We start from the raw sequence: 23,656 nt of genomic DNA, 5'->3' as shown, positions 1-23,656 counted from the left end.
CGCTCGGGATAGCATGCCACGCATCGCTCACGTACCCGTCGAATCCCGCCCATTCGTTACCGCCGGTGATCGTGCAGCCGGATCCACGTGAAACATCCCACCGGCGCCCTAAGCGGGGTTGGGACGCACGTCGGCACAGCTCCGCAGCGCCTCCCACCGGCTCCGTGCCTGCTCCGCCTCCGCACCGGCCAGCGGGCGCGGGACGCCGCCGCTGATCACGGCGGGTGCCCAGTCGGCCTTCCGGACCCGGCCGGTGGCGCCCTGTCCCTTCCCCGGCGTCCTCGGGTCGAAGGTGAGCGTCAGCACCCCGCTCTCGGCGGTACGCCCGCCGGAGGTGTAGAAGACGAAGTTGCCGAGCCCGTAATGGACGTAGGAGCGCTTGAGGTAGCCGCCGGCCTGGAGCACATGCGCGTGGCTGCCGACGATGGCGTCCGCGCCCGCGTCGGCGAGCTGAGCCGCGAGCCCCCGCTGGACGGGGGTGGCGCACTGGTTCAGCTCCTGCCCCCAGTGCAGGTTGACGATCACCACGTCCGCGTCCTTGCGTGCCTCCCGGACGGCCTGGACGAGGCGCGGCGCGTTCTTCGCCGAGGCGAGGCCCGCCTTGGCGTCGGTGGCGGTCCACGCCTGGATCAGGTTGTCGTCCAGCACCTGGGTAGCGCCGATCACCGCGACCTTGGCACCGTTCACCCTGGTCACATAGGGCCTGTACGCCTCGGCGGCGTTGCGTCCGATGCCCACGAGCGGCATCCCGGCCTGCCTGCCGGCCGCCAGGGAGTCGCGCAGGCCGACATCGCCGAAGTCCATGCCGTGGTTGTTGGCCATCGTGACCACGTCCACCCCGGCCGATTTCAGCACGCGGAACGCGGTCGGCGGGGCCCGGAACGTGAACTGCTTGGGTGCGGGCGTCCCGCCTTCGGTGATCGCCGTCTCCAGGTTGACCATCGCGAGGTCGGCGCGCTTGAGCTGCCCCGCCACCGGCCCGAGCGCGGTGTCCGGAGCGGAGTCGAGCCGCGCCCGCAGCATGCCCTCGAAATGGACGTCGCCGCCGAAGGCGACCGTGAACGGCCGCTTGGGCGGCTCGTCCCCCGTGCCGCCCGAGCCGCCGGGGACCAGGCCCTTGCCCCCGACCGTGACGGTCACCAGCACCCCGCCCACGAGGAGCACCGTCCCGGACACGATCGCCAGCACCGCCCCGAGAACGGGTCCGCGTCGGCCGCTCCGGGCCTGAGGATGTACCTGTCGCATGGCGGCTTCCCTTCACGGCCGGACCCGTTCGCCCGGTCCGTCCCGGCTGATTCCGCCTGTTCAGATGCACACCGCGATGGCTGGGTTCGTACGCCGTTCGCACTGGTGAGAGGCCGGGTGCGGCCTCAGCCGCCGGCGAGCCGCGCGCTCGGGCCTCGACAGCCGGTCTAACAAGACTTGCATCGTTCGTTGTCTTGAATCATTCGCGTTTATGGCTGTAGGTTGGTCGCCATGACCGCGTCCGAGTCCCCGACCGTCGCCGACGAGCTGCGCGGTGCCGGCCTGAGGGTGACGGCCGCCCGCGTCGCGCTGCTCGAGACCGTGCGGGACGGCGACCACCTCGGTGTCGAGGCGATCGCCGCCGGGGTGCGCGAGCGCGTGGGCCACATCTCCCTCCAGGCCGTGTACGAGGCCCTGCACGCGCTCACCGCCGCCGGCCTCGTACGGCGCATCGAACCCGCCGGCAGCCCGGCCAGGTTCGAGGGGCGCGTCGGCGACAACCATCACCACCTGGTGTGCCGGAGCTGCGGAGCGGTCAAGGACGTCGACTGCGTCGTGGGCCATCCGCCCTGCCTGGACCCGGTTGACGACGCCGGATACCTGGTCGACGAGGCCGACGTCACGTTCTGGGGGTTGTGCCCGGACTGCCGTCCGGACGCCTCCGGCGGCCCGCCGGGCGAGGCCCCCATCGCGGCCGGCGACCGGTCCGGCGGAGACGCCGCCGCGGATCCGCCGCCACCGGCCCGCTGACCGGCGAGCCGATCCGGAATCACCGAGCGGCACGGAGACAGCGGCACGGAGACAGCGGCACGGAGACAGCGGCACGGAGACAGCGGCACGGAGACAGCGGCACGGAGACAGCGGCACGGAGACAGCGGCACGGAGCAAGGAGGACAAGGAGGAATCGCGCATGGGCGAACGGCGTACCACCGACGATGCCGGCGCCGCCGCACCCAGCGACGAGCACTCGCCGGGCATCGGCCCCCGGCCTCCGTCACCCCGTACGGGGCACCGGGCGGCGGCCGGTCCCGGCACCGGCCGGACCACCCGTCCGACCGGCCCCTGAGCCTGCGCCCCGCCTCACAGCACACGCTCTCACAGCACACACAGTTCCCAACCATCTCGTCCTATCGATCTCGTACCACGAGTCCCGGAAGGATTCCCATGTCGGAGAACCAAGAGTCGGTCGCCTACCAGACCAACGAGGAGAGCGGGGGAGGGTGCCCGGTGGCGCACGGCCGCGCCCCTCACCCGACGCAGGGCGGCGGCAACCGCGGCTGGTGGCCGGACCGGCTCAACCTGCGGATCCTCGCCAAGAACCCCGTCGAGGGGAACCCGCTCGGCAAGGACTTCGACTACGCCGCGGCGTTCCAGAGCCTCGACCTGCCCGCGGTCAAGCGGGACATCGCGGAGGTGCTGACCACCTCGCAGGACTGGTGGCCCGCGGACTTCGGCCACTACGGCCCGCTGATGATCCGGATGGCCTGGCACAGCGCCGGCACGTACCGGATCAGCGACGGCCGCGGCGGCGCCGGCTCCGGGCAGCAGCGCTTCGCGCCGCTCAACAGCTGGCCGGACAACGGCAACCTCGACAAGGCCCGCCGCCTGCTGTGGCCGGTGAAGAAGAAGTACGGCCAGAGCCTGTCGTGGGCCGACCTGATGATCCTGGCCGGCAACGTCGCCCTGGAGACCATGGGCTTCAAGACCTTCGGCTTCGCCGGTGGCCGTGAGGACGTCTGGGAGCCGGAGGAGGACGTCTACTGGGGTCCCGAGACCGAATGGCTGGACGACCAGCGCTACTCCGGCGACCGTGAGCTGGAGAACCCGCTGGGCGCCGTCCAGATGGGCCTCATCTACGTCAACCCCGAGGGCCCGAACGGCAACCCGGACCCGATCGCCGCGGCCCGTGACATCCGCGAGACGTTCCGCCGCATGGCGATGAACGACGAGGAGACGGTCGCGCTGATCGCCGGCGGCCACACCTTCGGCAAGACCCACGGAGCGGGCGACGCCGACCTGGTCGGCCCCGAGCCGGAGGCGGCCCCGATGGAGCAGATGGGCCTGGGCTGGAAGAGCGCCCACGGCTCCGGCAAGGGCGGCGACGCCATCACCAGCGGTCTCGAGGTCACCTGGACGACCACCCCGACCCGGTGGTCGAACGACTTCTTCGAGATCCTGTTCGGCTACGAGTGGGAGCTCACCAAGAGCCCGGCCGGGGCGCACCAGTGGCAGGCCAAGAACGCCGAGGCCATCATCCCCGACGCCCACGACCCGTCGAAGAAGCGCGTCCCGACGATGCTGACGACGGACCTGGCCCTGCGGTTCGACCCGATCTACGAGCCGATCTCGCGGCGGTTCAAGGACAACCCCGACGAGTTCGCCGACGCCTTCGCGCGTGCCTGGTTCAAGCTGACCCACCGCGACATGGGCCCGATCCAGCGCTACCTCGGCCCGGAGGTTCCGGACGAGGTGCTGCTGTGGCAGGACCCGATCCCCGCGGTCGACCACGAGCTCGTCGACGCCGCCGACATCGCGTCGCTCAAGGAGCGGATCCTGTCGTCCGGGCTGACGGTGTCCCAGCTCGTGTCCACCGCGTGGGCGGCGGCCTCGTCGTTCCGCGGCAGCGACAAGCGCGGCGGCGCCAACGGCGGGCGGATCCGCCTCCAGCCGCAGATCGACTGGGAGGTCAACGAGCCCGACCGGCTCAAGACGGTGATCCGCACCCTGGAGGGGATCCAGGAGTCCTTCAACTCCGCCCAGACCGGCGGCAAGAAGATCTCCTTCGCCGACCTGGTCGTGCTCGGCGGCTGCGCCGCCGTGGAGAAGGCGGCCAAGGACGCCGGCTTCGACATCGAGGTCCCGTTCACCCCGGGACGGATGGACGCGACCCAGGAGATGACGGACACCGAGTCGTTCGCCGCCCTGGAGCCGGGCGCCGACGGTTTCCGCAACTACGTCGGCAAGGGGCAGCGCCTCCCGGCCGAGTACCTGCTCGTCGACAAGGCGAACCTGCTCACCCTGACCGCGCCCGAGATGACGGTGCTGGTCGGCGGGCTGCGGGTGCTGGGCGCCAACTACCAGCAGTCCAAGCTGGGCGTCCTCACCGACACCCCGGAGAAGCTGACCAACGACTTCTTCGTGAACCTGCTCGACATGGGCGTCGAGTGGAAGCCGACGTCGGAGGACGGCACCACCTTCGAGGCGCGCGACGGATCGGGCGAGGTCAAGTGGACGGGCACCCGGGCCGACCTGGTCTTCGGGTCCAACTCCGAGCTGCGCGCGCTCGCCGAGGTCTACGCGAGCGACGACGCGAAGGAGAAGTTCGTCAACGACTTCGTCGCGGCCTGGAACAAGGTCATGAACCTGGACCGGTACGACCTGTCCTGACCCTGGCCTGACCCGGGGATCCGATAGCGGAGCCCCTCGCCGGACCCCCGGTCCGGTCTCTGAAGTGCGGAGGGCCCCCGTCCATCAGGGCGGGGGCCCTTGCCGTGCGGCCGGACCCGGTCTTGGCGCTTCCCGGTGAACGGGGTCATCATGGGTTCGGTCTCGCTGACAAGGAGTTTCGATGGGCAGCCGCACGGCGTACCGCACCTGTCCTCTCTGCGAAGCCCTCTGCGGCCTTGAACTCACCCTTGACGACTCCGGCACGATCACCGGCGTGCGCGGCGACCGCGACGACCCCCTGAGCCGTGGATTCATCTGCCCCAAGGGCGCCACGCTCGGCCGTCTCGACGCGGACCCCGACCGGTTGGGGGAACCGCTCGTCCGGGACGGCGGCACGCACGTACCGGCGGCGAACTGGGACGACGCGTTCGCCGTCGTCCGGGAACGGCTGCACGACGTCATCGAGCGGCACGGCAGGGACGCCGTCGCCGTCTACCTCGGCAACCCGGCGGCGCACTCGATGGCGGGGCCTCTCTACGGCGCGGCCATCATCAAGGCGCTCGGTACCCGGAACGTCTACACCGCCAGCACCGCCGACCAGATGCCGAAGCACGTCAGCAGCGGCTACATGTTCGGCGACCCGCTGGCGATCCCGGTGCCCGACCTCGACCGCACCGCGCACCTGCTGATGCTCGGGGCCAACCCCCTGGAGTCCAACGGCAGCCTGTGCTCGGCACCCGACTTCCCCGGGCGTCTCAAGGCCATCCGGGAGCGCGGCGGCAAGGTCGTGGTCGTCGACCCGCGCCGGACCCGCACCGCCGACCTCGCCGACGAGCACGTCTTCATCCGGCCGGGCACCGACGCCTATCTGCTGATGGCGCTGGTGCGCACGCTGTTCGACGAGGACATCGCCGACGAGCCCGACCATCTCGCCGGGCGCGTCCTGGGCCTGGACGACCTGCGCGCCCTCGCCGTCGGCTTCACCCCCGAGCGGGTCGCGCCCGTGACCGGCATCCCCGCGCCGGTCATCCGGCGCATGGCCCGGGAGCTGGCCGCCGCCCCCTCCGCGGCCGTGTACGGGCGCATCGGCACCTGCACCCAGGCGTACGGGACGCTCAACAGCTGGCTCATCGACGTCCTCAACGTCCTGACCGGCAACCTGGACCGTCCCGGCGGCGCCATGTTCCCGCGCGCCGCGCACACGGCCACCTACCGGCGCAGGCGCCCGTTCACCACGGGACGGTGGCGCAGCCGCGTCCGCGGCCTGCCCGAGGTCAACGGCGAGCTTCCCGTCGCCACGCTGGCCGACGAGATCGACACGCCGGGCGAGGGCCGGATCAGGGCGCTGATCACCATCGGCGGCAACCCGGTGCTGTCCGTCCCGAACGGCACCCGGCTGGACGCGGCGCTGGACGGCCTGGAGTTCATGGTCAGCGTCGACCCGTACCTCAACGAGACCACCCGGCACGCCGACGTGGTGCTGCCGCCGCCCCGCCCGGCCGAGACCCCGCACTACGACCTGGCGCTGCTTCCCCTGGCCGTCCGCAACTACGTGCGGTACTCGCCACCCGTCGTGCCGCCGCCGGAGGGGCGTCCCACGGAGGCGGAGATCCTGGCCCGTCTCGCCGTCATCGCCTCCGGGGTGGACGGCGACCCCGCCGCCCTGGACGAGATGATCATCAGGTCCACGCTGGGCAAGGCGGTCGCGGCGCCGGGGTCGCCCGTCCACGGCCGGGAGCCGGACGAGTTGCGCAAGATGCTGCTGAACGGCGGCAACACCTCCACGACCGAGCAGCGCCTCGACATGATGCTGCGCCTCGGCCCGTACGGCGACGGCTTCGGCGCCGACCCGTCCGGCCTGACCCTGGCGCGCCTGCGCACCGAACACCCGCACGGGCTCGACCTGGGCCCCCTCAAGCCACGGCTGGACGAGGTGCTGTGCACCGCCTCGGGCCGGATCGAGCTGTGCCCGCCGTCGTTCGCCGCCGACGCCGACCGCCTCCTGGCCGCGCTCGACTCCCCTCCGGACGGCCCGGACCGGATGCTCCTGATCGGCCGCCGCCACCTGCGTTCCAACAACAGCTGGATGCACAACGTCCCCGAGCTGGTGCGCGGCTCGAACACCTGCACGCTCCAGCTCAACCCGTCGGACGCGACCCGCCTGGGCATCGCCGAGGGCGACGCCGTCCGCGTCCAGTCCAGGTCGGGGACGCTGGAGGCGGTCGCCGAACCCACCGACAGGGTCATGCCGGGCGTCGTGAGCCTCCCCCACGGCTGGGGCCACGACCGTCCGGGCACCCGTACGGAGGTCGCCAACCGGCACGCGGGGGTGAGCGCCAACGCGGTGACGGACGAACGCGAGATCGACCCGCTCTCCGGGACCGCCGTCCTGAACGGCGTCCCGGTGACCCTCGAACGCGCGACCTCCTGAGCCGCGCCGACACTCCGGGATCCGCGGCCGGGAAGGCGGCTTCTCGTCGCGTGCGGTGCGCCGCCGGGTGAACGTCCCGGCCGGAACCGGGGTTTAGGTCATCCCGCCCTAGGTAGGTTTCTCCACATCAGTTCCCGATACCAGGGTCCCCGCCGCGTCCGCGGGAAGGGGTCGGCGAGCGGTTCCCCGGCTGGTCACGTGGAAGCCCCGGGGACTAGGGTCACAACGAGCGTCCCACATCGCGGCCGTCTAGGAGGGACATGAACCGAAGGGCGAACAGGAGCTTCCGGCGCGGGACCCGGCCGCAGGCCCGGCCCAACCCGGTGGACCTGGCCGACGGCCTGGAGCACGCCACCGGGTTGGATCGTGCCATCCGGACGCTCTCGGTGGCCGTCCAGCGGACGCTGCATCCCGGGCCCGTCAAGGACGCCCTGCACGGCGTGCCCATCGGCCATCCCGCGCACCCGCCGCTGACCGACATGCCGATCGGCGCGTGGATGTCGGTCGCGGTCCTGGACCTGTTCCCGGGGACGGAACGGGCGTCCCAGGCCCTGGTCGCCGCCGGGCTTGCCGGCGCCGTGCCCACGGCGCTGACCGGAATCGCCGACTGGGGATCGCTGCAACGCGAACAGCAGCGCGTCGGCCTCGTCCACGCGGCGAGCACCGCCACCGCGAGCCTGCTCTACACGGCCTCGTTCGTGGCCCGCGCCCGCGGCCGTGACAACGCGGGACGGGCACTCGGCTACGCGGGGCTCACCGCGCTGCTGGCCGGCGCCTACCTGGGCGGGCACCTGGCGTTCCGGCAGGCCGCGGGCGCCAACCACGCCGACCAGGTCACGCATCTGATCCAGTTGGGCTGGCACGACCTGTGCGACGCGTCCGACCTGCCGGACGGGTGGCCCGTCCAGCGCCGCCTCGGGTACATCAGCCTGTTCGTGCTCCGGGACGGCGAGGAGGTGCACGTCCTCACCGACCGTTGCAGCCACCTGGCGGGACCGCTCCACCAGGGCCGGATCGTCGCCGACGAGAATGCCGAGCCCTGCGTGGTCTGCCCCTGGCACGGCAGCACGTTCCGGGTCCGGGACGGACAGGTCGTGCACGGCCCCGCCACCGGCCGCCAGCCGTCGTTCGAGAGCCGTGTTTTGGAGAACGGCACCGTCCAGGTGCGGCCGGTCGGCTGAACGCGGCGGTCACGCGGCGGTCACGCGGTCACTCCGCCTGGGAACCGGAGGGCTGCTCGTCGGCGATGGGATATTCGACGAGGGCCAGCACGCGGCTGGACATGAAACGGGCGGTGCGTACGGGGGAGCCGGTGCGGGTGACCTCGCTGACCTCGACCACGCCACGGCGGTTGGTGACCTCCACGCGGCGTCCCGCCCGGGTGGCGACGACCTCGTAGGTGCGGGTGCCCTCGCCCCCGGCATCGATCATTACCTCGACCCTGTCACCCTTCATGTGCGCCCCTTGCACTCGAACAGATATTCGAAATTATACCCGCGCGAGGGCGCGTCGAACCGCGTTCCGGCCGGTCAGGAAAGGAGGCTGACCAGCGCCACCACCCCGACGACCACGATGAACCCGCGCAGCGCCACGGGCGGGACGCGCCGCCCGATCCGGGCGCCGAGCAGGCCGCCCAGCGTCGCGCCCACGGCCACCAGCACGACGGCCAGCCAGTCGATCCGGGTGTCTCCGATGAACGACATCGCGATGAACAGGACGGCCGCCACCCCGTTCACGACCGCCGACAGGACGTTCTTCGCGGCGTTGAGCCGTTGCAGGTCGTCGTCCAGCGCGATGCCGAGCAGGGCGATGAGGATGATGCCCTGGGCCGCCCCGAAGTAGCCGCCGTACATGCCCGCCAGCAGGATGCCCGCCCACAGCCAGGGACCGCCGTGCGGATGGTCGTACTCGCGGCGGGCCAGCAGCCACCGTTGCAGCCGAGGCTGGACGATCACCAGCACCAGCGCGATCACGATCAGCGCCGGGACGATCACGTCGAACGCGCCCGCGGGCAGTCCCAGCAGCAGGGCGGCGCCGATCAGGGCGCCGGTGAACGAGGCGCCGCCGAGCCGCAGCAGCCGTTCCCGCTGGCCCTTGAGCTCCACGCGATAGCCGTACGCGCCCGTCACCGAGCCGGGTACCAGGCCGATGTTGTTGGACACGTTCGCCACGATCGGGGGGAAGCCCAACGCCACCATCGTGGGGAACGTGATCAGCGAGCCGGAGCCGACGACGGTGTTGATGCCCCCGGCCGCGACCCCTGCGGCCAAGATCGCGGCCGCGTCCAGCATGTTCACGAACGTCCCACCAAAGCTCCGCAAAAAGTCGAAAGGCAGAGGGAACGATCGTAGGGAACCGCCGTTCACGGATCGGCACCGGGGCGGGCCCAGACCACCGGGGATACCCGTGTCCACCTGTTTGGCGGACCATGAAGCGGCGGTGCGGGCGGCGCCGCGACTACACAGTGCGGGCGGCGCCGCGACTACACGGCGCGGGCGTACCAGCGGCCGCTCTGGCGTTCGACGGTGAGGGGGAGGCCGAAGCAGTCGCTCAGGTGCTCCGCGGTGAAGACCTCGTCCACCTTGCCCTGCGCGACCACCCGGCCGCCGCGCAGCAGCAGCGCATGGGTGAAAGCGTCCGGGACCTCCTCCACGTGATGCGTGACCAGCACCATCGTGGGGGCGAACGGGTCGCCGGCGAGGCGGCCCAGCCGGGCGACCAGATCCTCGCGCCCGCCCAGGTCGAGACCGGCGGCGGGCTCGTCCAGCAGCAGCAGTTCCGGGTCGGGCATCAGCGCGCGGGCGATCTGCACGCGCTTGCGCTCCCCCTCGGACAGGGTGTCGAACCGGCGGCGGATGAGATGGCCGCAGCCGAGCGCCTCCAGCAGCTCGGCGGCCCGGCCGAGGTCGGTGGAGTCGTATTCCTCACGCCAGCGGCCCAGGATCGCGTAGGACGCCGTCAGCACCAGGTCGATCACCGTCTCACCGGCCGGGACCTTCTCGGCCACGGCGGCGCTGGCGATCCCGATGCGGGGGCGCAGCTCGAACACGTCCGTGCGGCCCAGCTCCTCCCCGAGGATCCTGGCCTCGCCCACCGTGGGATGCATCATGGCCGCGGCGACCTGAAGGAGGGTCGTCTTCCCCGCTCCGTTCGGGCCGACGATCACCCAACGCTCGTCCTCGTTCACCGTCCAGGTGACCTCGCGCAGCAGGTCGGCGCCGCCGCGCCTGACCCCCACCCCGCGAAGCCCCAGTACCTCACCGGCCATAGCGCGCCTATGTCCCCAATCTCGCCTTGCCAGGTGATCCGTCCTCAGGGAAGAACCTATGCGATGGAGAGCACTTATGGTGGTCTGCATGTGCGCTGCGCTTCGACTGGGTGAAACGGGCAACGACGCGGGGGACGCCGCGACGGCTCTGGTCGCGTGGGGCAACGCCTGGCTGACCGGACACGTCGGGCCCGACGAGGCGGTGGACGCGGTCGAGAAGCTCGCCGGTCCGCAGATCCTCAGCGGCGGCGCCGCGATCATGTCGACCGGTCCGGAGCTGCCCGGCACGGCCGGCCTCCCCGGCGGGCTCAGCGGACTCGGCGGGCTCGGCGGACTCGGCGGCCCCGAGCACGATGGGCCGGGCGGCGACACGCCGGACGGTGACGCCGGCGGGTCGCCGTCGGAGCGGGGGCGGCAGGGGCAGCCGGGTGAGGTCACGCTGCGACGCGGCCTCGGCGACCTGCGCGTGGGCGGGCTGATCGGGCTGCTGCTCGCGCTGCCCGCGCCCGGCGACCCGCTCGGCCTCACCGGGCCGCCCGCCTTCAACAGGCGCGCGCTGGACGCCGGGGCCGCGGTCATCGCCGTCCTGCCGGGCCGCGCCGTGGGCCTGGTGCCGTCCGAGGACCGCCGGGGCTCGTCGTACGTGGGCGTGCGCTGGGAGTCCCACGAGGCCGTCCTCGGCACCCCGGACGTCCCGGCACTGCCCGACGCCGACCGCCAGCTCATGCTGGCCATGCGGGACGCCACCGAGGTCCTGCTCACGGTGGACGACGTGGCCGGGGTGCCGCCTGAGATCACCGACGCGCTGGCCGATCTGCGCGACCCGGACCGGGGCGACCATCCGCTGGCCCCCGGGTACCCGCAGCGCGCGCACCGGGTCGCCGCGCTCGCCCAGCGGCTGTCGCTGGTCGTCGACCTGGCCCGGCGGATGGACGACCGCGGGCTCACGGCCGACCAGATGCGGCGGCGCGCCGAGGCGCTGCGCCTGCTCGACCGGGCGGTCCGGCGGGCCCGCGTCGCCGCCTGCAACAGCGCGTTCGACCCCGTTCCCTGAGACATCGCCGGACACCGGACTCCGGGGACGGAAACGGGGCGCCCCCTCACCCGATGGTCCGGATGCGAGGACGCCCCGTTCGCGGCGTCGCCGGGCCGGATGGCCCCGCCGTCGTCAAGAACGGACGACGAGCGTGTTGCAGATCTTGTCGGCGAACGTCTGCTTGCGCTCGTCCCACAGCGGCCACAGGAAGCCGATGTAGCAGGCGAAGCTGTCGGCGACGTGGCTGATCCGGCGCAGCAGCGCCATCCCGAAGCCGATCGGCTGGCCGGTCTGCGCGCCGACCAGGCGGATGCCCATCTGCCGCTTGCCGATGGTCTGGCCGGTCGAGCCCTCCTGGTGGATCAGCCAGATGAGCAGGCCGACGTACACCACCAAGGCGGCGACGATCATCAGGACGCCGATCACGGCGCCCGCGTCCCCGGCGCTGGTCAGGATGATGCCGAGGAAGTAGAGGATGCCGGTCGGCGCGCCGATGATCAGACCGTCGATCAGGGTGGCGCCGGCGCGTGAGCCCCACTCGGCGAGCTGGCCGGTGGACCCGTAGTGGTGGTGGTGGACTTCCTGGTAGCCCGGCTGCACGGGCTGCTGTGCGTACCCCGGCTGGGCCGGGGGCTGCTGACCGTACCCAGGCTGACCGTAACCGGGCTGCGCCGGGGGCTGCTGGCCGTAGCCGGGCTGCTGACCGTAACCGGGCTGCGCTGGAGGCTGCTGGCCATATCCGGGCTGCTGGCCGTAGCCCGGCTGCTGACCGTACGGGTCGTAGGGGTTACCCACACTTGCTCCTTATTGATTGACCCTTTGGTGTTGTGACGCCCGCCGGACCGGGACGGCTCCGCGAGTCTGACCGGCGAGAAGCGTGCCTTCAAACCCGCAGGAGACCGAGCCGGGCGAGCTGCCACAGCTCCGACCCCAAGAGGGCGGTACCGAGCACCCACGCACGGATGCCCGGCCGGAGTGCCCACCACCGCCTTCCCCATCCCAGCGGCGCGAGCGCCACGGCGACCGCGCCCGCGAAGGCCACCGGGTTCGCCAGGACGGCCTGGACCGGCCGGCCCGAACCCATCTCGATGAACACGGTGGTGCCCCCGCACAGTGGACAGGGAATCCCGGTGAACGCCCTGAGGGGGCAGAGCACGCCGGGGTCGTTGACGCGGTGGATCAACGCCGCTCCGATGGCCGCCGTGGCCATCGCCGCGACCCGCAGCGCCACGCCCGACGGGCCGTGACGCGACGCGGTGAGGCTCCTGACGACAAGACCGCCCAGCGCACCCCGAGGTGCACCGGTGGCCGCCGCCCCGGGCACTGCCCCCAACGGATCCTCCGCACCGATGACTTGTTTCGAGTGACCCGTATATCGGGTTCACCCCGAGGTGGGTCAAGTCCAGGCGACGATCTGCGATCGGACCGTGACCTAGAGCGGGATCAATCCCACCACAAGGGAAAGCCTAGGACAAGACCATAAGCGGCCGGGCGGGATTCATGCCGATCAACAGCGGAAACCGGGCCGTTGCCGGGCGCGCGCTTCTGCGGAACGTGGATCTACCGGGCGCGCGATGCGGAGATGCGGGGCGGGGATGCGGGGATACAGAAGATGCAGGGGTTACAGGGGTACGAGGATGCACGGGTGCGGGATCGTTCGATGTGCGAGCGTTGCGCCGCCGCCTGTGAGCGTCGTCAGGTCTGGGTCTGAGCGGCCGCGCCCACGGTCATGGGACGCCCCGGCGTGGGGACGTGGGCGGGCTCGACCACATCGGCGATGACGCCGGTGATGTTGTCGGGGCCGCCGCCGTCGCGGGCGAGCTGGATCAGCCGGTCGATCGCGCGCTGCGGATCGGCCTCGGCCGACAGCACCTCGTAGATCGTCTGCGCGTCCACCACACCGCTCAGCCCGTCCGAGCAGAGCAGATAGCGGTCGCCCAGGCGGCAGTCGCGCAGCTTCAGATCGGGCTCGCGGTCCTCGCGACCGTCCAGCACCCGGTACAGGACGTGGGAGAGCCGGTTGGCCTCGGCGGTGTCGACCGGCGCGCCGCCCGACTGCTCGCTCTCGTTCTCCAGCAGGTCCTTCATGGTGTGGTCACGGGTGATCTGGAACAGCTCGCCGTCCCGCAGGAGGTAGCCCCGGGAGTCGCCGATGTGGGCGAGCGCGACCGAGGTGCCCGACCACAGCATCGCGGTCAGCGTGGTCCCCATCCGGCTCAGGTCGGGACGCTCCTCGCGGACGATGCGCAGCTTCTCGTTGGCCTCGGCCACCGCGCGTCCCAGGGCGTCCACCAGGTCGTCGAACGGCGTGTCGGCGTCCAGTGAACGCAGCGAACCGATGACGGTGGAGCTGGCGACCTCACCGCCCGCGTACCCGCCCATGCCGTCGGCGACCGCGATCAGCCGGGCGCCGGCGTAACCGGAGTCCTCGTTGTTCTCGCGGTTGCACCCGATGTCGCTGCCTGCTGCGTATCTGATTGCTACGTTCATACCGATTTCGATGACGATCCTGTCAGAGGAGTTGTATCACTCGCCGGCCAGTCCGTGGCGCACGGCGAACAAGGCCGCCTGCGTCCGGTCCTGAACGCCCAGTTTCATGAGCAGATTACTGACGTGGGTCTTGACCGTTTTCTCGGACACGACCAGCGCGCGGGCGATCTCACGGTTGGACCTGCCCCGCGCTATCTGCACGAGCACCTCCCTCTCGCGTTCGGTCAGCACGGCCCGCTCGGCCGGGCCGCGGTCCTCACCGGCGCCCGCCCGCCCGTCCCGCACCATCGCCTCCGCGGCGTCGGGCGCGAACAGGACATGCCCATCATGGACGGCCCGGATCGCCTGGACGAGCGCCTGCGGGTCGACGTCCTTGTAGAGATACCCCGCAGCGCCCGCCTGTACGGCCGGCAGCACGTGCCCGCGCTCGGTGACGCTGGTCAGGACGAGGACCCGTGCCCGTACCCCACGAGCCCGCAGCTCCGACAGCGCGGTCACGCCGTCGGCGCCCGGCATCTTGAGGTCCATCAGCACGATATCGGGCCGCAGCGATTCGGCCAGCGACACGGCGCTGACGCCGTCCTCCGCCTCGCCGACCACCTCGATGTCGTCCTGTATGCCCAGGAAAGTGCGCAGGCCCTGGCGGACGACCGGATGGTCGTCGGCGATCAGCACCCTGATCACGGCACTCCTTCCCGCGCCTCCGCGCCGCTCGCCCGCGGTGCTGGGGTCAGCATGCCTCACAACGGCACCTCCAGCCGTACGACCGTGCCTTTTCCCGGCGCGGCGTCGATGGTGAGCGTCGCGCCGACCGACTCGGCGCGGTCGCGCATGGAGGCCAGGCCGAGCCCGCCTCCCTGCGGCTCGGCGCCGTTCTCTCCCGGAGCGCCCGTAGAGGCGGGGTCGAAGCCGGCGCCGTCGTCGTCCACCTCCAGCACCACGTGCCCGTCCGGGACGCGCAGCCGGACCTCGACCGTGCGGGCGGACGCGTGGCGCAGCGCGTTGTGCAGGGCCTCCTGCGCGATCCGGTACAGCACCGCCTCCTGCTCCTCCGGCAGCGTGACCGGGCGCTCGGCCGTGAACCGCACCTCGGCCTCGTACGCGCGGTCCAGCACCTCGACGTGCTTGCGCAGGGAGGCGACCAGACCGTCGGCGAGGTCCGCGGGACGCAGCTCGAAGATCACGGCGCGCAGCTCGGCGAGGGCGTCGGCGGCCAGGCGTTCGACCTGTTCGAGTTCCTGGACGGCGCGGCCGGGGTCGCGCGCGGCGAGCGCACCGGCGGCGCGCGCCGTCAGCCGCAGCGAGAACAGCTTCTGCGCCACGGCGTCGTGCAGTTCCCTGGCGAGCCGGTTGCGCTCGGCCACCACGGTCAGCTCGCGGTTGTGCTCGTACAGCCGGGCGTTGGTCATCGCGATGGCGGCGTGGGCGGCGAACAGCGTGAGCATCTCCTCGTCGGCCTCGCTGAAGCCGCGCCGGCCGCCGTCGCAGTGGCGCTTGTTGGCCAGGAACAGGATGCCCAGGACGTCCTCGCCGTCCCGGATCGGCACCCCGAGGAAGTCCTTGAGCACGGGGTGCGCCACCGGCCACCCCTCGAACTCCGGCTCGCGGCGGATGTCGTCCAGCCTCTTCGGCGCGTTGTCGCGCAGCATCGCGGCCAGCATGCCGTGCTGCCGGGGCAGCGGACCGATCGCCTCCCATTCCTCGTCGGTGACGCCCTCGACCACGAACTCGGCGAACGAGCCCTCCTCGTCCGGGACGCCGAGGGCCGCGTACCGCACGTCCAGCAGCCGCGCCGCCGCCCGCACGATCACCTGGAGGACCTCGTGGACGGACAGATGGCGCGTCACGGCCAGCACCGCGGAACTCACCGCGTGCAGGGCCTCCCAGGCGTCACCGGTCACCGCGGCGGCGGCCGAGGCGGGCAGGCCGGATGGGCGGGACGCGCCGTTCCCGCGCTCGGTTCCCATGCCGATCCTCCGGTCGTCCAAGCACCGCCGTTCCGGCGGGCCACGCGCGATGGTCCGCCGCGTTCGCCGTGGTCGCGTCAAGGGTGGCGACCATCTCAGAACGTACTCGCTGCGCGGAGCCGCCGAATCAGCAAAGCGGCGTACGGGCGGGCCCGTTCCCGCCCTACCGCGGTGCGGGTCCTGGAACGGCCGTCGTCATCCCTGGGACCGGGAGACCTAGGACCAAGGGTTGACGGCGACCGGGGCGCGGGCCCGATGCCCCTCGGAGGGCCGCTCCCTAGCGTCGATGCCATGAACGAGACGACCGATGCGAACGCCGGAACGGCGTTGATCACCGGCGCCTCCCGCGGGCTCGGCCTGGCCCTGGCCGGTGAGCTCGCCGGGGAGGGGTGGCGCCTCATCATCACGGCGCGGGACGCCCCGTCCCTGGAAGAGGCCGCCGATGCCCTCCGGCGGCGGCTGCCCCCCGGGACCGACCGGCAGGCCGTGACCGCCATCGCCGGGGACGTCGCCGACCCCGCGCACCGCGCCGCCCTCGCCAAGGCCGCGGCCGATGCGGGCGGCGTCGGGCTCCTGGTGAACAACGCGAGCACCCTCGGGACGGTCCCGCTTCCCCAGCTCGCGGACCAGCCCCTGGACGACCTGGAACGGGCTTTCGCGATCAACACCCTGGCACCGCTCGCGCTGATCCAGGCGCTGCTGCCCGGGCTGCGGGAACGGCGCGGCGCCGTCCTCAACATCACCTCGGACGCGGCGGTCGAGGGATACCCGGGCTGGGGCGGCTACGGAGCCACCAAGGCCGCGCTGGAGCAACTGTCCAACGTCCTGGCCGCGGAGGAACCCGAGATCGCCGTGTGGTGGGTCGATCCCGGCGAGATGCGCACGCGAATGCTGCGGGACGCGGGCGAGGACGCCGACGCCGCGCCACCGCCCGAGCATGCCGCCGCGCTTCTGAAACGCCTTGTCACCGACCGTCCGCCCAGCGGCCGGCTTCGGGTCGCCGATCTGGAGGACCGAAGATGAGCACCGTGCTCGAATACGATCCGAAGCCCGCCCACGCGTCACCGGCCCCGGTGGCCGCGCCCCCGGTACGGGAGAAGGGCATTCTCGGCGCGGGGTATCGCGGCACCACGCTCGGGGTCGTCCTGGTCATCACCCTGATGGGGTTCGAGGCCATGTCGGTCGGCACCGTGATGCCGGTGATCGCCCGGGACCTGGACGGCCTGGCGCTGTACGCGTGGGGCTTCAGCGCCACCCTGATCGCGGGCCTTCCCGCCAACGTGCTGGCGGGGACCTGGGCGGACCGGTCCGGTCCCGCGCGGCCGCTGCTGGCGGGGGTGGCCACGTTCGTGCTCGGCCTGGTGATCGCCGGTGCCGCCCCCGGCATGTGGACGTTCGTGGCCGGGCGCGCCGTCCAGGGCCTGGGAACGGGCATCGCGCTCGTCGCCACGTACGTGCTCATCGCCCGCGTCTATCCCGAGCGCCTGCACCCGCGCGTGTTCGCGGCCCTTTCCGCGGCCTGGGTGCTGCCGACGCTGATCGGGCCGACGCTGGGCGGTGTGCTCACCGAGCAGGTGGGCTGGCGGTTCGTGTTCCTCGGGCTGATCCCGCTGGTCATCCCGCCCACGGCGATGCTGATCCCGGCGATGCGCGGGCTCGGCACGTCCGGCGAGGGGCAGGACGGTGGGCGGGACGATGGGCGGGACGGTGGGCAGGGTGTGTCCGGGGCGTCGCGGGGGCCGCGTGCGGGGCGGCATCTCGCGGCGGTCACGGCGGCGGTGGGCACGGCCGTGCTCCTGTACGGCCTCGACCGGCCGGGTTGGGCGATCCTTCCGATCGCCGCCGCCGGGCTGGCCGGGCTGGGCGTGGGCCTGCCCCGCCTGCTTCCGCCCGGGACGCTGCGGATGCGGCGCGGCCTGCCGAGCGTGGTGCTGGCCCGGGGCCTGCTGGCCGGTGCGTTCTTCGGGACGGACGTGTTCATCCCCCTGGCGCTGACGTCCCTTCACGACTTCACCCCCACGCAGGCGGGTGTCGCCCTGATGGTGGCGTCGCTGGGCTGGTCGGCCGCGTCCCAGATCCAGGGACGGTCGCAGCGCCCGCGCGACTTCTACGCACGCCTCGGCGCCGTGCTGATCCTCATCGGGACCGTGACCACCACGGTCGCGCTGCACGTCGAGGGCTGGCTCGCCACGCCCACCTGGATCATCGGCGGTGTCGGCATGGGCTTCGCCTACGGGAGCCTCAGCGTGCTCCTGCTCTCCCTGTCGCCCAAGGACGAGCAGGGCGCCAACTCCTCCGCCCTGCAGATCGCCGACTCGCTCGGCTCGTCCCTGGTGATCGGCGTGGCGGGCGCCCTGGCCATGGCGTTCGGCACGGACCACCTCGGCCTGGGACTCGGCGTCGCGGGAACGGTCGTCGCCTCGATCGCGGCGCTCGGCGTGCTCGCCGCCTTCCGGCTGCGGCCCGCCTCCGCCGGGGAGCGATCATGAACGCGTCATCGAGGTCGCCGCTCCTGGACTTCACCCTTCCCAAGGATCTGGAGGCCCACGAGCCGCCGGAGGCGCGCCCGAGCGTCCCGGGGCGGGACCAGGTCAGGCTGCTGGTCGGGTACCGGGGCAGCGGGGAGGTCCGCCACCACCGGTTCCATGATCTGCCCGGCCTGCTCCGTCCCGGAGATCTGCTCGTGGTGAACACCTCGCCGACCCTGCCTGCGGCCGTCCACCTGGACAAGCTCGACGTGCACTTCTCGACTCCCCTCCCGGGTGCGGGCGAGGACGGGGAACTGTGGCTGGTGGAACTGCGCCGCCGTACGGGCAAGTCGAGCTCCCCGTACAAGGGAGGTTCGCCCAACGAGTGGATCCCCATGCCCGGAGGCACCACGCTCACCCTCCTCCGGCGGCGGACCCAGCGGCTGTGGGTGGCTCGCCTAAGCACAAGCGTCGTCCCCTACCTGCACCGCTACGGGGTGCCCATCCGGTACGGCTACGTGTGGGAGGGCTGGCCCACGTCCACCTACCAAACCGTCTTCGCGGAGGCGCAGCAGCCTTGGGAAGACGGGAGCCCCGACACCGGGAGCGCGGAAATGCCCAGTGCGGGTCGTCCCTTCAGTACGGAACTGGTCACCCGCCTGGTCTCCAAGGGCATCCTCATAGCGCCGATCACGCTCCACACGGGAGTGGCCTCACCCGAGGCGCACGAACCCCCGTACGCCGAACGCTACGAGGTGCCGCCCACCACCGCCGCCCTGGTAGACCACGTACGCACGCACCGCCCCGGGGGAGGCAGGGTGATCGCCGTGGGGACAACGGCCGTCCGGGCCCTGGAGACGGCCGTGGACGACCAAGGGCGGATGCGGCCATCCCAAGGGTGGACCGAGCACATCGTCACCCCGGAGCGGGGCGTACGGGCCGTCGACGGGCTCCTGACGGGCCTGCACGAGCCCAGGTCGTCCCACCTGATGATGCTCGCCGCCATCGCGGGGGAGGAGCTGGTCAAGCGGACCTACGACGCCGCCCTCGCCGAGGGCTACCTCTGGCACGAGTTCGGGGACCTGAACCTCCTTCTGCCGTGACGGGCGGCGTCCCGGATCGTGGACGCGGTGCGCGAGCCTCCGGTCCGGACCGGTAGCGTGGTGAGCAGCATGAACGGCTCAGCTCAGCGCACGCTGCTCATTACGCTCACCGGCCGCGACCGTCCCGGAGTGACCTCGCGCCTGTTCACGACGCTGTCGGAGTTCCCGCTGACGGTGGCGGACGTGGAGCAGGTGGTCATCCGCGGCAGGCTGATCCTCGGCGTCCTCGTCGCCTACTCCGACGGCACCGACATCGGCCGGGTCTGGTCCGCCGCCGAACGGGTCGCGAACGATCTCGACATGGAGATCGAGATGTCCACCGGACGGGACAAGAGCGCGCCGAGCGCCCGCGGACGGCTGCACGTCACCGTGCTCGGCGCCCCGCTCCGCCCGGACGCCATGGCCGGGATCGCGGGCCGGATCGCCGCGGGCGCCGCCAACATCGACCGCATCGAGCGGCTCGCGCACTACCCCGTCACCTGCATCGAGATGGACGTGTCCGGCGCCGACCCGGAGGCGCTGCGCGCCGCGCTGGCCGTGGAGGCCGCCGAGCGCCAGGTGGACGTGGCCGTCCAGCAGGGCGGGCTGCACCGGCGCGCCAAGCGGCTGATCGTCATGGACGTCGACTCCACCCTGATCCAGGGCGAGGTCATCGAGCTGCTCGCCGAACGGGCCGGCTGCCTGGACGAGGTGGCGAAGGTCACCGAGGCGGCGATGCGCGGCGAGCTGGACTTCGAGGGCTCGCTGCGGGAGCGGGTCGCGCTGCTGGCCGGGCTCGACGCCGCCGAGATCGACTACGTCCGGGACCGGATCGAGCTGGCCGCGGGCGCCCGCACCATGGTCAGGACGCTGAAGCGGCTCGACTACAAGTTCGCGATCGTCAGCGGCGGGTTCACCCAGATCACCGATGCCCTGGTGGCCGACCTGGGGATCGACTACTCGGCCGCCAACACCCTGGAGATCCAGGACGGCAGGCTCACCGGCCGCGTCGTCGGCCCCGTCCTGGACCGCGCGGGCAAGGCCAAGGCGCTGGAGCGGTTCGCACGCGAGGCCGGAGTGCCGATCAGCCAGACCGTCGCCATCGGGGACGGCGCCAACGACCTCGACATGCTCCAAGCCGCGGGCCTGGGCGTCGCCTACAACGCCAAGCCGGTCGTCCGCCAGGCCGCCGACACGGCCGTCAACGTGCCCTACCTCGACACGATCCTGTTCCTCCTGGGCATCTCCAGGGACGAGGTGGAGGCCGCCGACGCGGCCGACGCCCTCCATTCCGGCCACTGACCGTCCCCGGCTCCCCTCCGCCGTTCCGCGGGACGGCCTATCGAGCGCGCCGATGCGGGTACATGGTGATCGTTCGGTGCCGGAGGAGAGCCGGTTGGGGGGCGAGCGAGTGCTGGAGCGTGCCCGGTCGTCCTACGCCCGCATCGAAGGACAGGTGGCCCCCTACTACGGGCTCTCGTCCTCGCTCGCGATCGCCCTCCCGCTGCTGGTCGGCGCCCTGACCGGGAATGGGGACGCCGGTTCGGTGTTCTCGCTCGGGGCGTTCCTCGTCGCGCTCCGGGCCCCCGAAGGGCCGTACGGCGCCCGTGCGCGCAACCTCGCCAGCGCCATCCTCGTCGTCGGCATCGGCTCGCTGATCGGCGGGCTGCTCAGCGGGCATCCGTGGCTGACCGCGATGATCGTGCCGCCGATCATCGTGCTCGGCGCGGCGGCGTCCCGGATCGGCCCGACCGCCGGGCTGGCCGTCCTGCTCACCGCCGTCCGGCAAGGGGACGGCGACATCCTGTACGAGGGCTTCCTGGAACTGATGGGCGGCCTGCTGACCACGGCCCTGTTCCTGGCGCCCTGGCCGGCCCGGCGGCTGCGGCCGCTGCGCACGACCATCGCCGAGGCCGCCGACGCCGTCGCCGAGGCCATGGACGCCGTCGCCGAAGACACCGGCACCGCCGACGCCGCACCCCTGGAGGCCGCCGAACCGGACGACAAGGAGCTGGCCTCGGTCACCCGCAAGCACGACTGGGACGAGGCCCGCCTGGCGGCGTACCAGGCCCTCTCCTCCGCCCGCGACACCGCCGCGTTCTACCGTTCCGGACGGGGCCGCGGCGATGAGCCCACCCGTCCCGAACGGCTGCTCGACGCGCTGACCAGGGTGCTACAGGAGACCGTCGAGGTGCGGTCCCAGATCGAGATGGCCCAGAGCGCCCCGCCGGAGCGCGAGTGGCAGCAGGAGGCGCGGGTCGCGATGAGCGCGCTGGCCGCCCGGGTCCGGCTGATCTCGGGCGTGGTCGAGGCGACCGGCGACGCGCCGCTGGGCGGCGGCGACTCCGCGGCGATCCGCCGCCTGGGACGGCGGAGCGAGGCGATCCACCGGGCCGGGCTCGCCGGCGAGGAGGACCTGGTCGCCGTCGCGATGATCGTCGATATCAGGCGTTCCCTGGAGCGGCTCGAAGGCAGCGTGGACGCGGCGCGGCGGTTCGCCGCCGGCGGCGTGCAGCTCGGCGTCGGCACGCCCCGCCTGCTCCGTGAGACCCCGGCACCCCTGCACATCTGGCAGCGGCTCCGCCATGCGATCCGCACCCGTTCCCCCGGTTTCCGCGAGGTCACCAGGGTCGGCCTGGTCGCGGTGGTGGCGATGACGCTGTCGGCCGCGCTGAAGCTGCCGCACGGCCACTGGCTGACGATCACCGCGATGCTGAGCCTGCGCGGCACGTACGGGGAGACCGTCGAGCACCTGGTGCAGCGGATCGGCGGCACCGCCGTCGGGTCCGCCTTCGCCGCGGTGCTGCTGACCCTGGTGTCCGACCAGCCCACCACCGCCATCCTGATCTTCGTCGTCGCGATGATCGCCTTCTCCACCCGGACGGTGAACTTCACCTACTGGTGGCTGTTCAGCACGCCGCTGACGATGCTGCTGCTGGACTTTTCCATCCCGTCCGGCTGGCTCGCCGCCGGGCAGCGGGTCGGGCTCACCCTCGCCGGCGGGGTGCTGGCGTTCCTCGCGGTCCGGCTGCTGTGGCCCACCGGGTACGCCGAGCGGCTGCCCGCCCGGCTCGGCCGGGTGATCGGGCTCAACGCGGAGCTGTCCCGGATGACGGCGGAGGTGCTGGAACGCCGCGCCGATCGGCTGCCGCAGGCCACGCTCTCCAAGGTCAACGAGGCCGTCGACGCCGTCGAGGAGGCCCGTGTCCAGCTCGGCAAGGAGCGCGTCCCGGACGAGGAGGCGATCGCGAGGCTGAGCAACGCGGTCGCCGCCGCCCACCGCGTCCGGGACGACCTGATCGCGATCAGCCGCATGCCGCACGTGGAAGAGGTGGATCCCCGTCCGCTCGCCTCGATTCTCGAACGCTTCGCCGACGCCATGGAGGAGGCCGCCGACGCCCTGGAAGATCCCGACTTCCAGCCCCCCGAGCCACCGCCCGACGCGCCGTCGCCAGAGCAACGCCTCACCGAGGAGTTCGTCCGGCTGGAGACCCGCCTGGCCTCGCTCGCCCGCCGCCGCCGCGCCGAGGTGAAGTCGGGCGTGAGCACCGACGAGCCGACACCGCTGCGGCGCGCCCTGCTCCAGGCGTCCAGCTACCGTAACGCCGCCCGCTCCCTGCGAGGCGACATCGAAGAGCTCCTTGAGAACTCCCGCGGCGCGCTCCACACGGGCTGATCAGTCCTTGGGCGTCCGGTACGTGATCAGTGAGCCGCCGCCCTTGCGCGCGTCGCTCCACGTCCCCGGGATATCGATCACCGCGAGCGCGCTGGTCGGGAAGTCCTGCGGGCCCTCGCCCGCCAGGTCGTGGACGAACTGGTGCACCGACGGGTTGTGGCCGATGAGCAGCAGCCTGCGCACGTCGTCGCCGGTCCCGCGGACCAGGTCCAGCAGGACGTCCGGATCGTTGTCGTAGATGCGGGACTCGTAGGCGACCTCGCTGGTCGTCAACGCCAGCCCGACCAGGGTCTGCCTGGTGCGCACGGCCGTGGAACACAGCACCGCGTCGGGCGTGAGGCCCCCGTTGCGCAGCCATTCCCCGGTCGCCGCCGCGTCCCGCCTGCCCCGTTCGTTGAGGGGACGGTCGATGTCGGCGAGTCCTGGTCCTGCGGCGGCCTTGGCGTGGCGGAGCACGATGAGCGACGGCATGCCCGCAACCCTAGGGCGTGTCCGGTGAATCTTGGTATTTGGCTGAGGTCGATCACCGGGTTGGGGTGCGATGGTCGGTATGGTGCGTCGTCATGAGCTGACCGATGCCGCGTGGGCGCGGATCGAGTCGTTGCT

At 72.2% G+C, this 23,656-nt stretch carries 21 protein-coding genes; 11 read left to right on the top strand and 10 right to left on the bottom strand.

Features of this window, described 5'->3' with window-relative positions; translation table 11 throughout:
• Positions 1-108: 108 nt before the first annotated feature.
• The gene (locus tag QSK21_RS29700; RefSeq protein WP_285700735.1) at positions 109-1,245 is read right to left on the bottom strand and encodes a CapA family protein; all 1,137 of its coding nucleotides are present in this window, start codon (positions 1,243-1,245) and stop codon (positions 109-111) included.
• A 231-nt stretch (positions 1,246-1,476) separates the two neighbouring features.
• Between QSK21_RS29700 and QSK21_RS29695 the strand changes: the two genes are divergently transcribed.
• The 5 genes from QSK21_RS29695 (at position 1,477) to QSK21_RS29675 (ending at position 8,244) form a co-directional block, all read left to right on the top strand.
• Positions 1,477-1,995 (top strand): Fur family transcriptional regulator, encoded by a 519-nt coding sequence (locus QSK21_RS29695; protein WP_285700734.1) that lies wholly within the window; start codon positions 1,477-1,479, stop codon positions 1,993-1,995.
• 160 nt (positions 1,996-2,155) lie between these two features.
• Positions 2,156-2,311 carry a hypothetical protein gene (locus tag QSK21_RS29690; protein ID WP_285700732.1) on the top strand — a complete coding sequence of 52 codons (156 nt, stop codon included), beginning with the start codon at positions 2,156-2,158 and terminating at the stop codon, positions 2,309-2,311.
• Positions 2,312-2,409: 98 nt separating this feature from the next.
• Positions 2,410-4,632, top strand: a complete 2,223-nt coding sequence (gene katG / locus QSK21_RS29685) for a catalase/peroxidase HPI (RefSeq protein ID WP_285700731.1) — start codon at positions 2,410-2,412, stop codon at positions 4,630-4,632.
• Between the two features lie 181 nt (positions 4,633-4,813).
• A complete protein-coding gene (locus QSK21_RS29680) occupies positions 4,814-7,063 on the top strand; it encodes a molybdopterin-dependent oxidoreductase (protein ID WP_285700730.1) in 2,250 nt (749 codons plus the stop codon).
• Positions 7,064-7,323: 260 nt separating this feature from the next.
• Positions 7,324-8,244, top strand: coding sequence for a Rieske (2Fe-2S) protein (locus QSK21_RS29675; RefSeq protein WP_285700729.1), 921 nt, complete (start codon positions 7,324-7,326; stop codon positions 8,242-8,244).
• A 28-nt stretch (positions 8,245-8,272) separates the two neighbouring features.
• On the opposite strand, the gene QSK21_RS29670 is transcribed toward QSK21_RS29675, so the two are convergent.
• The 3 genes from QSK21_RS29670 to QSK21_RS29660 form a co-directional block, all read right to left on the bottom strand.
• Positions 8,273-8,518 (bottom strand): DUF8836 family protein, encoded by a 246-nt coding sequence (locus tag QSK21_RS29670; RefSeq protein ID WP_285700728.1) that lies wholly within the window; start codon positions 8,516-8,518, stop codon positions 8,273-8,275.
• 74 nt (positions 8,519-8,592) lie between these two features.
• Positions 8,593-9,360 carry a sulfite exporter TauE/SafE family protein gene (locus QSK21_RS29665; protein ID WP_285700727.1) on the bottom strand — a complete coding sequence of 256 codons (768 nt, stop codon included), beginning with the start codon at positions 9,358-9,360 and terminating at the stop codon, positions 8,593-8,595.
• Between the two features lie 185 nt (positions 9,361-9,545).
• Positions 9,546-10,331 carry an ABC transporter ATP-binding protein gene (locus QSK21_RS29660; RefSeq protein WP_285700726.1) on the bottom strand — a complete coding sequence of 262 codons (786 nt, stop codon included), beginning with the start codon at positions 10,329-10,331 and terminating at the stop codon, positions 9,546-9,548.
• Between the two features lie 88 nt (positions 10,332-10,419).
• On the opposite strand from QSK21_RS29660, the gene QSK21_RS29655 reads away from it, so the two are divergent.
• Complete coding sequence (locus tag QSK21_RS29655) at positions 10,420-11,385, top strand: Rv1486c family protein (protein WP_285700725.1); 966 nt, start codon at positions 10,420-10,422, stop codon at positions 11,383-11,385.
• A gap of 114 nt (positions 11,386-11,499) precedes the next feature.
• On the opposite strand, the gene QSK21_RS29650 is transcribed toward QSK21_RS29655, so the two are convergent.
• The 5 genes from QSK21_RS29650 to QSK21_RS29630 all read right to left on the bottom strand — a co-directional run bounded on the left by QSK21_RS29650 (position 11,500) and on the right by QSK21_RS29630 (position 15,824).
• Positions 11,500-12,162: an RDD family protein gene (locus QSK21_RS29650; RefSeq protein ID WP_285700724.1), complete on the bottom strand. Its 663-nt coding sequence runs from the start codon at positions 12,160-12,162 to the stop codon at positions 11,500-11,502.
• An 88-nt stretch (positions 12,163-12,250) separates the two neighbouring features.
• Positions 12,251-12,691, bottom strand: a complete 441-nt coding sequence (locus QSK21_RS29645; RefSeq protein ID WP_285700798.1) for a DUF2752 domain-containing protein — start codon at positions 12,689-12,691, stop codon at positions 12,251-12,253.
• Between the two features lie 371 nt (positions 12,692-13,062).
• Positions 13,063-13,857: a PP2C family protein-serine/threonine phosphatase gene (locus tag QSK21_RS29640; RefSeq protein WP_285700723.1), complete on the bottom strand. Its 795-nt coding sequence runs from the start codon at positions 13,855-13,857 to the stop codon at positions 13,063-13,065.
• 36 nt (positions 13,858-13,893) lie between these two features.
• Complete coding sequence (locus QSK21_RS29635) at positions 13,894-14,541, bottom strand: response regulator (protein WP_285700722.1); 648 nt, start codon at positions 14,539-14,541, stop codon at positions 13,894-13,896.
• Positions 14,542-14,597: 56 nt separating this feature from the next.
• Positions 14,598-15,824 (bottom strand): GAF domain-containing sensor histidine kinase, encoded by a 1,227-nt coding sequence (locus tag QSK21_RS29630; protein WP_285700721.1) that lies wholly within the window; start codon positions 15,822-15,824, stop codon positions 14,598-14,600.
• 291 nt (positions 15,825-16,115) lie between these two features.
• Here QSK21_RS29630 and QSK21_RS29625 point away from each other — a divergent pair, with 291 nt between their 5' ends.
• From QSK21_RS29625 to QSK21_RS29605, 5 genes are all read left to right on the top strand, one after another.
• Entirely contained in the window at positions 16,116-16,847 is a 732-nt protein-coding gene (locus QSK21_RS29625; RefSeq protein ID WP_285700720.1) for an SDR family NAD(P)-dependent oxidoreductase, read from the top strand.
• On the top strand, positions 16,844-18,313 hold the full coding sequence (locus tag QSK21_RS29620) for an MFS transporter (RefSeq protein ID WP_285700719.1): 1,470 nt from the start codon (positions 16,844-16,846) through the stop codon (positions 18,311-18,313). The genes QSK21_RS29625 and QSK21_RS29620 overlap by 4 nt, the downstream gene beginning before the upstream one ends.
• The gene (locus tag QSK21_RS29615; protein WP_285700718.1) at positions 18,310-19,395 is read left to right on the top strand and encodes an S-adenosylmethionine:tRNA ribosyltransferase-isomerase; all 1,086 of its coding nucleotides are present in this window, start codon (positions 18,310-18,312) and stop codon (positions 19,393-19,395) included. Before QSK21_RS29620 ends, QSK21_RS29615 begins: the two co-directional genes overlap by 4 nt.
• Positions 19,396-19,464: 69 nt before the next feature.
• Positions 19,465-20,676 carry a phosphoserine phosphatase SerB gene (gene serB, locus QSK21_RS29610; protein ID WP_285700717.1) on the top strand — a complete coding sequence of 404 codons (1,212 nt, stop codon included), beginning with the start codon at positions 19,465-19,467 and terminating at the stop codon, positions 20,674-20,676.
• Positions 20,677-20,770: 94 nt separating this feature from the next.
• A complete protein-coding gene (locus QSK21_RS29605; protein WP_285700716.1) occupies positions 20,771-23,050 on the top strand; it encodes an FUSC family protein in 2,280 nt (759 codons plus the stop codon).
• On the opposite strand, the gene QSK21_RS29600 is transcribed toward QSK21_RS29605, so the two are convergent.
• The gene (locus QSK21_RS29600; RefSeq protein WP_285700715.1) at positions 23,051-23,521 is read right to left on the bottom strand and encodes a SixA phosphatase family protein; all 471 of its coding nucleotides are present in this window, start codon (positions 23,519-23,521) and stop codon (positions 23,051-23,053) included.
• Positions 23,522-23,656: the final 135 nt, after the last annotated feature.

This window comes from Actinomadura sp. NBRC 104412, from assembly GCF_030269515.1.
Lineage (GTDB): Bacteria > Actinomycetota > Actinomycetes > Streptosporangiales > Streptosporangiaceae > Spirillospora.
The sequence above is the reverse complement of the archived record's forward strand: the minus strand, read 5'-3'. Positions and strand labels throughout refer to the sequence as shown.

Coding starts and splice junctions, on each gene's coding strand:
- QSK21_RS29615 (WP_285700718.1), top strand. CDS start 18,310: ATGAACGCGTCATCGAGGTCGCCGCTCCTGGACTTCACCCTTCCCAAG.
- QSK21_RS29655 (WP_285700725.1), top strand. CDS start 10,420: ATGTGCGCTGCGCTTCGACTGGGTGAAACGGGCAACGACGCGGGGGAC.
- QSK21_RS29600 (WP_285700715.1), bottom strand. CDS start 23,521: ATGCCGTCGCTCATCGTGCTCCGCCACGCCAAGGCCGCCGCAGGACCA.
- QSK21_RS29670 (WP_285700728.1), bottom strand. CDS start 8,518: ATGAAGGGTGACAGGGTCGAGGTAATGATCGATGCCGGGGGCGAGGGC.
- serB (WP_285700717.1), top strand. CDS start 19,465: ATGAACGGCTCAGCTCAGCGCACGCTGCTCATTACGCTCACCGGCCGC.
- katG (WP_285700731.1), top strand. CDS start 2,410: ATGTCGGAGAACCAAGAGTCGGTCGCCTACCAGACCAACGAGGAGAGC.
- QSK21_RS29675 (WP_285700729.1), top strand. CDS start 7,324: ATGAACCGAAGGGCGAACAGGAGCTTCCGGCGCGGGACCCGGCCGCAG.
- QSK21_RS29700 (WP_285700735.1), bottom strand. CDS start 1,245: ATGCGACAGGTACATCCTCAGGCCCGGAGCGGCCGACGCGGACCCGTT.
- QSK21_RS29625 (WP_285700720.1), top strand. CDS start 16,116: ATGAACGAGACGACCGATGCGAACGCCGGAACGGCGTTGATCACCGGC.
- QSK21_RS29630 (WP_285700721.1), bottom strand. CDS start 15,824: ATGGGAACCGAGCGCGGGAACGGCGCGTCCCGCCCATCCGGCCTGCCC.
- QSK21_RS29640 (WP_285700723.1), bottom strand. CDS start 13,857: ATGAACGTAGCAATCAGATACGCAGCAGGCAGCGACATCGGGTGCAAC.
- QSK21_RS29695 (WP_285700734.1), top strand. CDS start 1,477: ATGACCGCGTCCGAGTCCCCGACCGTCGCCGACGAGCTGCGCGGTGCC.
- QSK21_RS29660 (WP_285700726.1), bottom strand. CDS start 10,331: ATGGCCGGTGAGGTACTGGGGCTTCGCGGGGTGGGGGTCAGGCGCGGC.
- QSK21_RS29680 (WP_285700730.1), top strand. CDS start 4,814: ATGGGCAGCCGCACGGCGTACCGCACCTGTCCTCTCTGCGAAGCCCTC.
- QSK21_RS29620 (WP_285700719.1), top strand. CDS start 16,844: ATGAGCACCGTGCTCGAATACGATCCGAAGCCCGCCCACGCGTCACCG.
- QSK21_RS29690 (WP_285700732.1), top strand. CDS start 2,156: ATGGGCGAACGGCGTACCACCGACGATGCCGGCGCCGCCGCACCCAGC.